The organism is Salinimicrobium maris (assembly GCF_049680855.1).
GTDB lineage: Bacteria > Bacteroidota > Bacteroidia > Flavobacteriales > Flavobacteriaceae > Salinimicrobium.
The window spans coordinates 231,088-244,904 of record NZ_JBMPGS010000001.1; the positions used below are offsets into that span (position 1 = coordinate 231,088).

The 13,817-nt window shown below is 35.2% G+C and carries 16 protein-coding genes; 11 read left to right on the forward strand and 5 right to left on the reverse strand.

All coding sequences use genetic code 11. The features are described 5' to 3' along the window. Nucleotides 1–26 precede the first annotated feature (26 nt). From ACOV1Q_RS01125 to ileS, 3 genes are all read right to left on the reverse strand, one after another. A complete protein-coding gene (locus tag ACOV1Q_RS01125) occupies nucleotides 27–644 on the reverse strand; it encodes a DUF4097 family beta strand repeat-containing protein (protein ID WP_424492594.1) in 618 nt (205 codons plus the stop codon). 71 nt (nucleotides 645–715) lie between these two features. After that, nucleotides 716–1,099 carry a TraR/DksA family transcriptional regulator gene (locus tag ACOV1Q_RS01130; protein WP_424492595.1) on the reverse strand — a complete coding sequence of 128 codons (384 nt, stop codon included), beginning with the start codon at nucleotides 1,097–1,099 and terminating at the stop codon, nucleotides 716–718. 4 nt (nucleotides 1,100–1,103) lie between these two features. Beyond that, entirely contained in the window at nucleotides 1,104–4,505 is a 3,402-nt protein-coding gene (ileS, locus tag ACOV1Q_RS01135; protein WP_424492596.1) for an isoleucine--tRNA ligase, read from the reverse strand. An 842-nt stretch (nucleotides 4,506–5,347) separates the two neighbouring features. Between ileS and ACOV1Q_RS01140 the strand changes: the two genes are divergently transcribed. The 10 genes from ACOV1Q_RS01140 (at nucleotide 5,348) to ACOV1Q_RS01185 (ending at nucleotide 10,736) form a co-directional block, all read left to right on the forward strand. Beyond that, nucleotides 5,348–5,923, forward strand: coding sequence for a hypothetical protein (locus tag ACOV1Q_RS01140; protein ID WP_424492597.1), 576 nt, complete (start codon nucleotides 5,348–5,350; stop codon nucleotides 5,921–5,923). A gap of 198 nt (nucleotides 5,924–6,121) precedes the next feature. Continuing rightward, complete coding sequence (locus tag ACOV1Q_RS01145) at nucleotides 6,122–6,421, forward strand: hypothetical protein (protein ID WP_424492598.1); 300 nt, start codon at nucleotides 6,122–6,124, stop codon at nucleotides 6,419–6,421. Nucleotides 6,422–6,577: 156 nt separating this feature from the next. Continuing rightward, nucleotides 6,578–7,081, forward strand: coding sequence for a hypothetical protein (locus tag ACOV1Q_RS01150; RefSeq protein WP_424492599.1), 504 nt, complete (start codon nucleotides 6,578–6,580; stop codon nucleotides 7,079–7,081). 20 nt (nucleotides 7,082–7,101) lie between these two features. Next, complete coding sequence (locus ACOV1Q_RS01155; RefSeq protein WP_424493381.1) at nucleotides 7,102–7,395, forward strand: LytTR family DNA-binding domain-containing protein; 294 nt, start codon at nucleotides 7,102–7,104, stop codon at nucleotides 7,393–7,395. Between the two features lie 94 nt (nucleotides 7,396–7,489). Beyond that, nucleotides 7,490–8,137, forward strand: coding sequence for a dioxygenase family protein (locus ACOV1Q_RS01160; protein WP_424492600.1), 648 nt, complete (start codon nucleotides 7,490–7,492; stop codon nucleotides 8,135–8,137). Nucleotides 8,138–8,141: 4 nt separating this feature from the next. Continuing rightward, nucleotides 8,142–8,579 carry a DoxX family protein gene (locus tag ACOV1Q_RS01165; RefSeq protein WP_424492601.1) on the forward strand — a complete coding sequence of 146 codons (438 nt, stop codon included), beginning with the start codon at nucleotides 8,142–8,144 and terminating at the stop codon, nucleotides 8,577–8,579. A 92-nt stretch (nucleotides 8,580–8,671) separates the two neighbouring features. After that, nucleotides 8,672–8,974: an ArsR/SmtB family transcription factor gene (locus ACOV1Q_RS01170; protein WP_424492602.1), complete on the forward strand. Its 303-nt coding sequence runs from the start codon at nucleotides 8,672–8,674 to the stop codon at nucleotides 8,972–8,974. A gap of 44 nt (nucleotides 8,975–9,018) precedes the next feature. Next, on the forward strand, nucleotides 9,019–9,288 hold the full coding sequence (locus ACOV1Q_RS01175) for a CBU_0592 family membrane protein (protein WP_424492603.1): 270 nt from the start codon (nucleotides 9,019–9,021) through the stop codon (nucleotides 9,286–9,288). Between the two features lie 10 nt (nucleotides 9,289–9,298). Further along, nucleotides 9,299–9,901, forward strand: coding sequence for a short chain dehydrogenase (locus tag ACOV1Q_RS01180; protein ID WP_424492604.1), 603 nt, complete (start codon nucleotides 9,299–9,301; stop codon nucleotides 9,899–9,901). Nucleotides 9,902–10,076: 175 nt separating this feature from the next. After that, the gene (locus tag ACOV1Q_RS01185) at nucleotides 10,077–10,736 is read left to right on the forward strand and encodes a hypothetical protein (RefSeq protein WP_424492605.1); all 660 of its coding nucleotides are present in this window, start codon (nucleotides 10,077–10,079) and stop codon (nucleotides 10,734–10,736) included. 167 nt (nucleotides 10,737–10,903) lie between these two features. On the opposite strand, the gene ACOV1Q_RS01190 is transcribed toward ACOV1Q_RS01185, so the two are convergent. Next, nucleotides 10,904–11,599 (reverse strand): LytR/AlgR family response regulator transcription factor, encoded by a 696-nt coding sequence (locus ACOV1Q_RS01190; protein WP_424492606.1) that lies wholly within the window; start codon nucleotides 11,597–11,599, stop codon nucleotides 10,904–10,906. Further along, complete coding sequence (locus ACOV1Q_RS01195) at nucleotides 11,599–12,417, reverse strand: sensor histidine kinase (protein ID WP_424492607.1); 819 nt, start codon at nucleotides 12,415–12,417, stop codon at nucleotides 11,599–11,601. Before ACOV1Q_RS01195 ends, ACOV1Q_RS01190 begins: the two co-directional genes overlap by 1 nt. Before the next feature lie 219 nt (nucleotides 12,418–12,636). Between ACOV1Q_RS01195 and ACOV1Q_RS01200 the strand changes: the two genes are divergently transcribed. Continuing rightward, entirely contained in the window at nucleotides 12,637–13,809 is a 1,173-nt protein-coding gene (locus tag ACOV1Q_RS01200; protein WP_424492608.1) for a metallophosphoesterase, read from the forward strand. Nucleotides 13,810–13,817: the final 8 nt, after the last annotated feature.

The following is a 13,817-nucleotide window of genomic DNA, read 5'->3' on the forward strand; positions in this document are numbered from 1 at the left end:
AAACCGCTCAAAAATACTATTTTTATTTAGTTTTCCTTTACTCTTATATCACCGTTGATGGTGGTAATTTGAATGGAATGAGCGCCAAAGCTATTTTCAGGAATATCTACCTTGCCATGCCGGGAATTTGCTTCAATGGAGGCATCTTCAGTTTCTACCTCCACATTCCCGTCATAGGTATTGATCACAGCGTTTCCGGTGAAATTTTCCAGGGTACAGAATCCGCTTTTTAGTTGTACAAAAAGCTTATTATAATCCCCTTTTCCAATAACAGCAGCAAGATTAGAGGTAATCTCCACATTTAAATTTTGAGGAACTTCAAGCAGCACTTCCATAGCAAAAACTTTATGGGCGCTTAATTTATCAAACCCGCTTTGAAGTATTTCCCGGTAGCGGGAAGTAAGCAGTAGGGTGTTTCCCTTTACTTCGGCCTCCAGACTGATGTTGTTAAAGTATTCCCCGTCTGATTTTGTGCTGATGGTAATCTCATCTACCGGTGCAGCCGTAATGCTCACCCTAAAGACTTCATCACTGGAGATCATGATTGTCTTGATTTCTTTCCCATCAATGATGCTGGTAGTTTCTTTTTGAGCAGAACCCAGAAAACTGGTACAGGAAAAGAGCAGTAGAAAAAAATATTTCATGGGCGAAGGGATACAAAAAACGCTCCAAACCAATAAAGGAAAGGAGCGCTTTTATAAAGAATAGTTTTACGTTACCGCTGCATATTTTTAGCTTCAATACTTAAGGTGGCATGCGGAACCAGTTTTAATCGCTCTTTTGCAATTAATTTTCCTGTAACACGGCAAATACCATATGTTTTTCCTTCAATTCGAACCAGGGCATTTTTAAGATCACGAATAAATTTCTCCTGGCGAATGGCCAGTTGCGAATTCGCTTCCTTACTCATTGTTTCACTACCCTCTTCAAAAGCTTTAAAGGTGGGAGAGGTATCATCTGTACCATTATTCCCATCATTCATGTAGGCGCTTTTGTACAATTCAAGCTGCTCCTTGGCTTTTTCAATTTTCGCAAGAATCAGGGTTTTAAATTCTGCTAATTCTGCGTCACTGTAACGTTCTTTTACTTCTACTGACATGTTGTTAGTGTTTTTGAATAAACAATTTTGTTGCTACTTCATCAAAGTCAATATCAACACCATCGTTTACCGATTCTGCTAGGTCGAGATTTGCAGTAAGCGTTTCGTTTTTAATATAATCTATATTGTTTTCAACAGCTTTCTCGACAATGCCGTCTTTTTGTAGGGTCACATTTATTTTGTCGGTTACTTCAAACCCAGATTCCTTTCTAATATTCTGGATTCGGTTGATTAGTTCCCTGGCAATTCCTTCCTGTTTTAGCTCTTCGGAAATTGTAATGTCCAAAGCAACCGTGATATTACCTGAATTTGCTACCAGCCAACCTTCAATATCCTGAGAAGTAATCTCAACATCTTCAACGCCTAAAGTAATCATTTTTCCATTAATTCCAATTTCAATTTTACCCTCACGCTCGATGGTACTTATTTCTTCTGAAGTGAAATTGTTGATCTCTTTGGCGATGAATTTCATGTCTTTCCCAAAGCGTGGGCCAAGAGCCTTGAAGTTAGGCTTGATTTGCTTTACAAGGATACCCGAAGCATCATCTATTAGTTGCAGTTCCTTAACGTTAACTTCAGATTTTATTAATTCCGCCACCGCCAGGATCTCTGCTCTTTGCTGCTCATCCAAGACCGGGATCATCACTCTTTGCAGCGGCTGGCGTACCTTAATCATTTCTTTTTTTCGAAGTGAAAGTACAAGGGAAGAAATGGTTTGTGCCTTTTGCATTTGGCGCTCCAGCGACTTATCTATAAATGAGGCGTCACTTACCGGAAATTCAGCAATATGAACCGATTCAAAATCCTCTTTTTGAGTAGCAGCATTTAAATCTTTATAAAGCCTGTCCATAAAGAACGGTGCCACGGGAGCTCCCAGTTTCGCCACTGTTTCAAGACAGGTATAAAGCGTTTGGTAAGCAGAAATCTTATCCTGTTCGTAATCTCCTTTCCAGAATCTCCTGCGACATAAACGAACATACCAGTTACTCAGGTTTTCCTGCACAAATTCTGATATTGCACGGGTAGCTTTGGTAGGTTCATAATCTGCATAGAAACCATCAACCTGCTCAATTAGCGTATGTAATTCGGAAAGGATCCAGCGGTCAATCTCCGGACGCTGCTCTAAAGGAACATCGGCTTCAGAATATGTGAAGTTATCAATGTTCGCATATAATGTGAAAAAAGAATAGGTATTGTAAAGTGTTCCGAAGAATTTACGGCGCACCTCAGATATTCCTTCAATATCAAACTTCAAATTATCCCATGGGTTTGCATTGGAGATCATATACCAGCGTGTGGCATCTGGTCCAAAAGCAGCAAGAGTTTCAAAGGGATCAACTGCATTCCCAAGACGTTTGGACATTTTTTGTCCGTTCTTGTCTAACACGAGTCCGTTGGAAACCACATTTTTATAAGCAACATCATCAAAGACCATGGTAGCGATAGCGTGAAGCGTATAGAACCATCCTCTCGTCTGGTCAACGCCCTCGGCTATGAAATCGGCCTTTTTAAGTCCGGCTTCTACTTTTTCCTTGTTTTCAAATGGATAATGCCACTGCGCATACGGCATAGAACCGGAATCAAACCAAACATCAATTAAATCACTTTCACGCTTCATTGGTTTCCCTGATTCTGAAACCAGCGTAATTTCATCTACCACATTTTTATGCAGGTCTACGCTATCGTAATTTTCTTCAGAAAGATCGCCGGCTTTAAAATCTGGAAAAGGGTCTTTTTCCATTACTCCGGCGTCAACAGCTTTTGCTATTTCGGCTTTAAGCTCGGCGACAGAACCTATGATGATCTCTTCCTTTCCATCTTCTGTTCGCCAGATTGGCAACGGAATTCCCCAGAAACGGCTTCGGGAAAGGTTCCAGTCATTGGCATTTGCCAGCCAGTTCCCGAATCTACCTTCCCCGGTAGATTTCGGCTTCCAGTTGATTTGCTGGTTTAGTTCGTACATCCTGTCTTTAACCTCGGTCACTTTGATAAACCAGGAATCAAGCGGATAATACAAAATAGGACGGTCTGTTCTCCAGCAATTTGGGTAACTGTGGAGATACTTTTCTACTTTAAACGCCCTATTCTCTTCTTTTAATCGAATGGCAATTTCAACATCAACAGATTTCTCCGGAGCTTCGCCGTTGTCATAATATTCATTTTTGACATACTTGCCGGCATATTCTCCCACTTCGGGACGAAATTTCCCCTGGAGATCTACCAGCGGTACCAGTTTGTCATTTTCATCTTTTACCAGCATCGCCGGCACTTCGGGCTGTGCCTGTTTTGCCACCATGGCATCATCAGCCCCAAAAGTAGGCGAGGTGTGTACGATTCCGGTACCATCTTCAGTAGTTACGAAGTCTCCCAAAATGACTCTGAATGCATTTTCAGGATGGTGATACGGCTGCACAAATGGCAGTAACTGCTCATATTTTGCATTTACAAGATCCTTCCCAACGAAAGACTTTCCGACGAAAAATGGGATTTTATCGCCCTGTTTATATTCCTGTAAAGCTTCTTCGTTTTCTACTTTTTTAAACTTCTTGTCAAACTGTTTTTCTACCAGGTTCTTCGCCACCACAATATTCATAGGCTCAAAAGTGTACTGGTTGTAAGTTTTTACAAGCGTATATTCAATTTTAGGACCTACTGTAAGTGCTGTATTTGACGGTAAGGTCCATGGAGTGGTCGTCCAGGCGATAAAGAACAGCTCGCCCTCTTCTTCGGAAAGAAAAGCAGGCAGAGTTTCCTTTTTTGCCTTAAACATGGCAGTCACAGTAGTATCTGTCACATCCTGGTAAGTCCCCGGCTGGTTTAGCTCGTGAGAACTAAGGCCCGTACCCGCTTTTGGAGAGTACGGCTGTATGGTATACCCTTTATAAATAAGGCCTTTCTTGTATATTTCGGAAAGCAGGTACCATACGCTTTCCATATATTTTGGTTTGTAGGTAATATATGGATCGTCCATATCTACCCAATATCCCATTTTTTCGGTAAGACCGTTCCACACATCGGTATAACGCATTACGGCATTCTTACAGGCTTCGTTGTATTCTTCTACCGTAATTTTGGTGCCAATATCTTCTTTGGTGATCCCCAGCTCTTTTTCTACCCCAAGTTCTACGGGTAAACCGTGCGTATCCCAGCCGGCTTTCCTGTTTACCTGAAATCCTTTTTGAGTCTTATAGCGACAAAAAATATCTTTGATAGCGCGCGCCATTACGTGGTGAATACCCGGCAGACCGTTTGCTGAAGGCGGCCCTTCAAAAAATACAAAAGGTTCTTTACCGTCACGGCTGCTTACACTTTTTTCAAAGATGTTTTTTTCCTCCCAAAAATTGAGAATTTCTTCTGCTATTTTTGGCAAGTCAAGTCCTTTATATTCAGGGAATTTTGTAGTCATTTACTCCTTCTTTCAAATGGATTTGCAAAATTAATGATTTTTAGCAAATAGAAAGATTTTATAAATAAAATCCTACTCCACGGCCAACTTTACCGGGTGAAAATGAAGAAGGCCTGAAAATGTCATTTTTGACACCTCTTCGTGAAAACAGTTTCTTTACTTATTTAAAAATATTACCGGTGCATTCTTAACACGCCGCGGAAGTCCTTGAGGATTTGCAAATTATTCTATCTTAGTAAAGACAAAGTAGCAATAAATGTAATAGTACGTTTATTGAGAAATAAATTTACATAGTACGTTTGTATTTATGTTGTAACAAATGCTGCTGACAAACAAAGCGCTGGAAAAAATAAAGCTGACTCGGATTAAAAACGAACTTCTATAATGTCCTTTTAGGAAAGAAAGATAAATTGAGCTTAAAAAGGGAAATGGTGGCGGACTTCTCACTCAGGCGGAGAAAAAATGAAGTGCTAAAAATTACTTTTTTGAAGAGGTAAGAAAATCAGAGTTTCAAATTAAAATATAACGGACTTTCTCACTCAAACGGTAAAAAATAATCGGACGCAAAAAAGCCATTTTTGAGAAGTAAGGAAGTTTAAATTAAACAAAGCGAATTCTCACTCAGACCTGGAAAATAAAAAAAGAAAACGCAGCCAACTCGGGCGGCTCACTCAGACGGGCAGCACTTGTTACAACAACATATAAAAACAATGCTTGAACCTGTCTTGATTCGAAACTCCGTGCTCGCTTGCAACGCCTGATTGTCCTGCGGACAATCAAGCTCGCCAGCTCGCACTGTTTTTATACGAGACGTTGTGCACAAGCTCTAAATAATAATTTACATGAAACAAATTGAAAAATTAGATATTTTATTAAAAGAACTTTATAAAGAGCGCTTTAATAATCAATATTTTGATCCAGAAGAAATTTATGGCTCCCTAAACATTGATATCAGTGAAAATGAACAAAGTTTAATCCTTGAAAGATTAGAAGAGTTAGGGCTAATAAAGACTTTTTCAACGAAAGATGGAGATGGCGCCAAAATAACAAGTTCTGGAATCGAGTATTGTGAAGAAGATTCATTTAGCGAAAAAGGCAGTCCAGTTATTACTAATAATTATCAATATTCAATAAGTCATAGTCCAAATTCTAATATTGTAAGTCATTCTACAGGAGTTAATATTGGATCCGATATTCAAGAAATTAATAACCTTTTAAATAATATCTTAAGCAGATTGAATGATGATGATAAGGTTGATCCAACTAAAGAAAAGGAAATCAAGGAATGCATTGAGGAAATAAAGAATAATTTAGATAAAAATAATATTCCAAAATTTGGTATCCGGACTTTGATAACATTGTTAAGCAATATCTCTTCAGTTGGAAGTTTTGCTGTTAGCTTATCACAATTTATTTAGCACCAAAAAATGAATTATACCCAAGATATAATCTTAGAAATAATTGAGGCTTCATTAGACAGATAATTTGAGCAGGATTCGAAAATAATACTTAAAGAATATGATCTTCACGAAAGATCCATAACACATCGACTAGCAATATATTTAGAAGATCAATTTAAAGAAACCGACTATATTGTTGACGTAGAATATAATCGAATGAGAAATCAATACGGGGAAGATATTATTGGAAATGAAATCGGAAAAAGGCTCGATCTAGAAAAGTATGGAAAAAGTAAAAATTCTGTTTATCCCGATATTATAGTCCATAAAAGAGATACTGCCAACAATTTACTTGAATTAGAGGTTAAGATGCAATGGAAGAATGATAAAAAGATGTTCGACCTCCAAAAAATTAATGAGTATATGTCTCAATTAGAATATGAGTTTGGGGTTTACTTAGAATTGGGTTCAACAAGGGCTGAATGTAGTATAGAATTTGGTCCTTTTGAAATTTAGTACAAAGAGCCAGTGCACAACAATGAATACCACAAATTACGGAATACCTGTCAAAAATGGCATTTTTGACTACCATTTAAAATAAGTTCATTGGACAGTTGCGTTCGTCCATCCCGCAACTTGCGATAAGCGAAACCGTTGGTAGTAATTTGAAAAATGACAATCAGAACACAAGAACTTAATAAATTGAATAGAAAATTATTAAATACAAATTTAAGAACAATAATCTTGTTTTGTTTTTTGATATATGGACTAGCTATTTTTCAGGATTATCTTTTCTCAAGATTTAAATCGACTGGGTTTTATTGGTCGGACACAATGCTCTATAATATTTATTGGTTATTTTTTATTCCATTTATAAAACTTGCTAAATATGCCAAAATCAAAGTTCAACCTAAAATAAAAAAAGCTAAAATTCTTTATGCTTTTGCATCTGGTCTTGTATTTACTGCATTACATATTTCTATTTTTTCTATCCTATTTATTATAGGAAGCAATATAATCTATGAAATACCTCACCGATTTTCAACAATATTTAAAAACGCTATCTCAAGTCAATCACAAATCACAATCCTAGTATATTTCTTCCTTCCTTTTGTTATAGATTACCAAAACAGAAAAAAAATCAAAATAACGATATTGCAGAACAAAAATTTATAACCGTAAAGAATGGTACTCGAATAACAAAATTAGAGGTATCAACAGTCTTAGTCATTAAAACAGACAGACCATATACGGTAATATTTTCTCTAGACCAGAAATTACTACACGACGAGAGTTTGAAAAAACTTGAAAAATTATTAGATCCTCAAGTTTTTATTAGAGTTCACCGTTCAGCAATTATTAATAAAAACCATATCAAAGAAATTTCTTCTCGAAAAAATGGGGATTACGATGCTATTCTAACAAACCAACATTCTGTTAGATTGAGCAGACATTATCGTCCCAATTGGAATACCTTGCTCAACCACTAAGCAATAAAATCACTCGTTTTAGCCTATTTACTGCAAAGTATATAATTATTACATTTTATTTTCTTGATTTTTAGGCTCAACTAAATTCAATGTAATGATTAATTTAAAACACATATCAACAATTTGTATTGTAGTTTTTCTATTTTCCTTTAACGCTTGTTCTCAATCGATTATAGAGCAAAACAAGAATATAGAAACATCTGTTTCAAACCAGAAAAAGCCCAGTTGGAGCGGGGCATTTGAAGCCCCAGAAAATGTATCCTGGAGAACTACAATTCCACCAAAAGACGAACCAGGAGAAAAACTTATTATTTCAGGAACAGTGTATTTTCCAGATGGAAAAACCCCAGCTAAGGATGTTATTGTTTACGTGTATCATACCAACAACCAAGGAATTTATCCTAAGAAAGGGAATGAAATTGGACACGGGAAATATCACGGTTATTTGCGTGGTTGGATGAAAACGGATACTAATGGTAAGTATGAATTTGAAACTATACGTCCTGCACCATATCAAACTCACCATGGAGAACCTGCACATATCCATTACACTATTGAACATCCTGATTATCCTGAATATTGGTTAACTGGCTTGTGGTTTTCGGATGACCCAAGAGTAGCATCCTATTTAGATAAAATAGAAAGAGACGGCGGATTTTCCAATATTACAACACTAACCAAAGATGATTACAACATTTTGAGAGGTTCAAGAAATATAATACTTCAAAAATTTGAAAACTAGAAATATGGATGTAACAGAGTTATTTAAAAAATCGGTTGTGACTACATCTTCAAAAAGTGTGAGTTTCAGTTTATTTTTAATGAGAATTGGTGTTTCGATTTCAATGATTTATCTGCACGGATATCCAAGACTTATAAATTTTAGCAAGATCAGTTCAGAATTTGCAGACCCTCTAGGAATTGGAACTGAGACAAGTTTAGCCTTAGTTGTATTTGCCGAATTCTTTTGTTCCATATTTTTAGTAATTGGTCTTTTAACAAGATGGACTTGTGTTCCATTAATAATAACAATGATTGTAGCCACTTGGATAGTTAATGGTGGAAAAGACTTTATTTTTCAGGAAAAAAGTTTTATTTATTTAATATGTTATGTAAGTCTACTAATAAGTGGTAGCGGCTACTTTTCCCTGGATTTTATACTATTTGGGGAAAATAAAAACTAATACCCACAATGGCGATAAGCTCCGCTCCGAAATTTCGTTAAAACTATTTAAAGACATTTTTATATATCGGAAAATATAGATATGTTTGTGCTATGGATTTAAAATCTGCCACAGAAATAGGTAAATGCTTATCGAACAAAACTAGAGTGCAAATCATGGAATGGTTGAAAGAACCTGAAACGAACTTTCCTCCACATGAAACTTTAAAACACTTTAATGATGGCGTTTGTGTTACATATATTCAAGAAAAAGCTGGACTATCTCAATCCACTATTTCAACATATTTAAATAATATGGAAAAATGTGGATTGTTAATTTCAACGAGACATGGAAAATGGTCTTATTTAAAGCGAAATGAAGATGTGATCCAGGAGTATATAAAGTTTATAAGCTAAAAAAATTTCTAATAATATATCTATATATCGCAATATAACAAACTATGCAATTACTTTTTGACATATTAGGTTGGACTGGTTCAGGATTAATAATTCTTGCGTACTCCCTGACTTTGATAAAGAACAAAAAATATTTCAAGTATGGTAAATATTTAAATCTTTTTGGCGGTTTATTAATTGCGGTAAACTGTTATTATTATCACGCAATTCCACCGTTTGTGACAAACTTACTATGGAGTGTAATTGCAACTTTAACCATCTACAATAATAGAAGTGAGAAAAGAAAATGCAATAAAACTCAATGTTTAACTTAAAAACGTAAAGATGAAAATATTAATAATTGGAGGAAATGGAACAATTGGAAAAAGAGTTGTAGCCCAATTTCAAGAAAGCAATGAGATTATAATCGCAGGAAGAAATTCTGGAGATGTCACAGTAGATATTGCAGATAGTAATTCAATAAAATCTATGTTTGATAAAACAGGGAAGCTTGATGCAATCATATGCATTGCTGGAGAAGCAAAATGGGCTAATTTCAATCAACTTTCTGAAGAAGATTACTACATCGGACTTAAAAGTAAATTAATGGGGCAAGTTAATTTGGTTCGAATAGGACAAAATTATTTGAATCCAAATGGTTCGGTAACCTTATCAACTGGAATTTTGGCAGATGATCCAGTAGCTCAAACAACTAGTGCAGCTATGGTAAATGGAGCAATTCATAGTTTTGTAAAGGCTGTTGCTCTCGAAATTGAAAATGGTGTCCGAGTTAATGTTGTTTCATCAGGAATGGTTGAAGATGCTTATGAAAAATATAAAGATGCCTTTCCAGGTCATAATCCTATACCTATGGAAAAGGTAGTTAGAGGATATATTCGAAGTGTAGATGGAAAAGGTAATGGAGAAATCATTAAAATTTACGTTTAGGAGCCGGTTGCCAACCACGTAGACTGCAAATGGCGGGTTTAATTTAAAAGAACTAAATTAGTTTTCATAGCAAACAAAAACGTTAAACCGAAAAAACCCTGTCCCCTACTCCACGCCATGTGTCGTTATGCGAGGCCGTTGGCTATAAGCTGAAAAATCCAAACTCATGAATTACATGTTGAATTTTAAAAGAAGTAAACGATTACAAAATTTAATTGTTTTTTCAAGCCTCTCTATGGGGCTTTTATGCGTTTCCTGCAAGGAAAGATCTCATTCTTCAAAAAATGGAGAAAATGAATTGATAATGAAAATCAATGCTGTTCAGGAACAGGTTATGGCACAGGGAAATTTGACTAAAGAAGAGGAACAAGCGATGTTAAGTATATGCAGTATTGTGTCACAGGATGACGGTTTGGCAAATTATACTACTGACAATAGTATTATATTAAAAAATGTAGAGATTACGCCAGTGTATAATGGTTGTGAAGATCTCTCTGAAGAAGAAACAAGAGAATGCTTCAAAGAAAAAGTAGCGGAATTTATAAAGCGTGAAATTAACTCAAATTTATTGAAAGAATTAAATCTTTCAGAACCTAAGAAGGTTGAAGCTTTTTTTATAATTACTGAATACGGAAAATTAACAGGCATGAAAGTCAGAGATACAGAATTAACCATTCAAGCTGAAATTTTGAGAGTGCTTAGAAAAATGCCCGTAATGAAACCCGCTATTGACAATGGAAAAAGTGTCTCAGTATTGTGTTCTATGATAGTTAAATATGGAGATGATATCGAAATTGATTTTGTTTACATTCCTGAAAGACCAATGAAGGATTAAAAATCAAAGCTCTAATTATAGAGTCGAGAAAAAGCGAGTTGCCAACAAGGCTTAATACAAATGCGGCAGACCAGTCAAAAATGCCATTTTCGGATACCTTTAAAAATAGCGAATAAACGGAAAAATTCGAGTTCCCAAGCCGCAACTTGCGTTAACCGGGACGTTGTTTACAATCTCAGGTAATTAACCAGATTATTTTTAAAGCTCTTTCCTACCGGAATCTGGTGCTCTATCATTTGTATTCTATTGCCTTGTATTGTCTCAATTTTATTTTTAGAAACAATAAAGGATTTATGGACCTGAATAAATTTTTCGGAATCAAGTATGTCTAACACATCCGATATTTTTTCTCTTATCAATATTTGATTTTCTGCTAAAACAACTTTACAATAATTTCCTGCAGCTTCAACAAATAATATGTCGTTCAGTTTAACCCGAATGTGTTTTTTATCGCTGTATAAAAAAACTTGTTCTTCTTCAGTAATTAAGGGAGATTCGAATGGCTTCATCCTACTTTTTAAATGAGTGGATTTGTTTATGGCTTTTAAAAGTCGCTCAAAGCTGAAAGGCTTCAGTAGATAATCTACGACATCTAACTCAAAACCTTCTAAAGCATGTTCTTTATAAGCTGTCGTCACAATAACTGCAGGTGCCTCCTTAATAATTCTTAAAAATTCGAATCCTTTTAATTTAGGCATATTTAGATCCAGAAAAATTAAATCTACCGGATTCTCTCTTAAATAATCCAGGGCTTCAATGGCATCATAACAATGCTTCATCAAATTCATATTAGGCAACAAATCACAATATCCTTTAATGATATCGTGCGCTACAGGTTCATCATCTATTATTAAATAAGTCATTATAACTGTAATTCTAAGTGCGCTTTGTATACTGAATCAGCATTTTTAATAGTTAGTTTATGCCTTTCAGGATAAACTAACTCCAGCCTTCTTTTTAAATTTTTGAGACCAATACCAACCGGGTTCGAGGTTTGTGTAGCATCAAAATTATTTTCAAGGTTAAAGATCAATTTCTCCTTGCTGGCGATTAGATCTATTGAAACATATGCTTTTTCCCGTATATTTTCAACACCATGCTTAAATGCATTTTCTAATAAGATGATCAATAATAATGGTCTTATTTTCACCCTTTCATTTGCAATATCTGTCTTGAATTGAATAGCGATATCTTTATGGTATCTCATTTTATGCAATTCAATATAATTCTTTAAATAAGATATTTCTTCAGATAAAGTAACAGCATTCTTTTCTCCTTCATAAATACTGTATCGCATTAATTCGGATAGCTTTAATATTAGTCTTTTAGCCGCATCTGTGTCTTTGTCAATAATGCCATATAGGTTATTCAACATATTAAAGAAGAAATGTGGGTTTACCTGGCTTTGTAAATGAAGTAATTCATTTTTCCTGGTTTCATTCCTTAGACTTAAAATTGACTTTAATTGTTTGATAAGCCAAAGCAAACCACCAACCAGAAGTAACGAGTAGTATAATATAACTACCATACCTATTGCTGATGGATATTCTGCCAGGAAAACTACAGATTCATTCCCAAGAATTATAAACTCGTAGGTCGTTATTATCAAAGGAATGAGAATAGTGACCAGAACCACAATCCTTAATATTAGGTATTTATCTCTTCTTATAATAGACGTCATGCTGTAAAAATAGTACAAATAAATTGGCAGAAAACTAATAGTGACCAACGCAATGTTATTCACTATGTAATATCCAAATCCCGTGATAAAGGCTGTTCAGTCCTCTGTAGTTGTTTATATCCACAGGTAACATTCGTACATCACAATAAATTAATCGAGCCAGGATAGCACTATATATTTGGTTCTAATCAGTCAAAAATTGAACATAAAATATTGAAAATGAAAGTAAAACTCATACGCTATTTAAAGAATGTATTTGGAACAATCCTGGTATTATTGATCATAGGCATTGTGGTAATAATCTCTTTGAATGGAAGTCTGGAATACGGAAGCAATCCATTAAATATATATTTAGAAAAAGAAGGTCCTTATGTTTTTTATGATACAGATAGCACCTTAAATGTAAATTATATAAGAGGAAATAAAACTGATGGTTTCTATGTAGATAAAACAAATCATTCTATTAATTCGATCATTCCTGTTACTAGTCAATTCCCTTTAGATTCGTCCAGTTTTAAAATCAATATTACTTCTAAATTTAAATTTCCCCCAACCACTTATACTGATAACCAACCCATTTTAGCCATTTCAGATATTGAAAGCAGCTACAAGACGTTCCGTGATTTTTTAATTGCTAATAAAGTTGTTGACCGCCATTTAAACTGGACATTTGATAAGGGGCATCTTGTCTTAGTTGGTGATTTTGTAGACAGAGGTTTCTCAACTACGCAAGTACTTTGGTTCATCTATAAATTAGAACAGGATGCCAAAAAGCAAGGCGGGAAGGTGCATTTTATTTTAGGAAATCATGAACTGTACAACATGCAGGGTAAATTTCAATCTGCTTCTTATAAATATTATGGAGTTGCCTCAATTCTGGGAAAACAACATCACGAGCTATACAATAAAGATGCATTTATAGGAAAATGGATGGCTTCTAAAAATACTATGGAACTAATTAATGGACATTTATTTGCTCACGGTGGTATACACCCAGAAATTGTCAATTATGATATAGACCTAGAAAAGGTGAATCAAATTAATAGAGAGAACTATTATCATTCATATTATCCCAAACCAGAAGAAACCGTAGAACAGCTAATACTTTCCAACAAAAAAGGAATATGCTGGTACAGAGGCTATTTTCAAGATGATTTATCACAGGAAGATGTTGAGAAAGGTCTGGAAAAATTTAATGCGACTGCAATTATCGTTGGTCACACCATTCAGTGGAAGGTAAAAAAACTTTATAACGGGAAAGTATTTGCCATTGATGTGAAGCACCCTAAGGACTATAATAAAAACTGGCCCAGAAAAAGATCTGAAGGTCTTTTAATAACGAAAGGAAAATACTTCCGCATAAAGGCTAACGGAGAGAGAATAGAATTATAACATCAAAT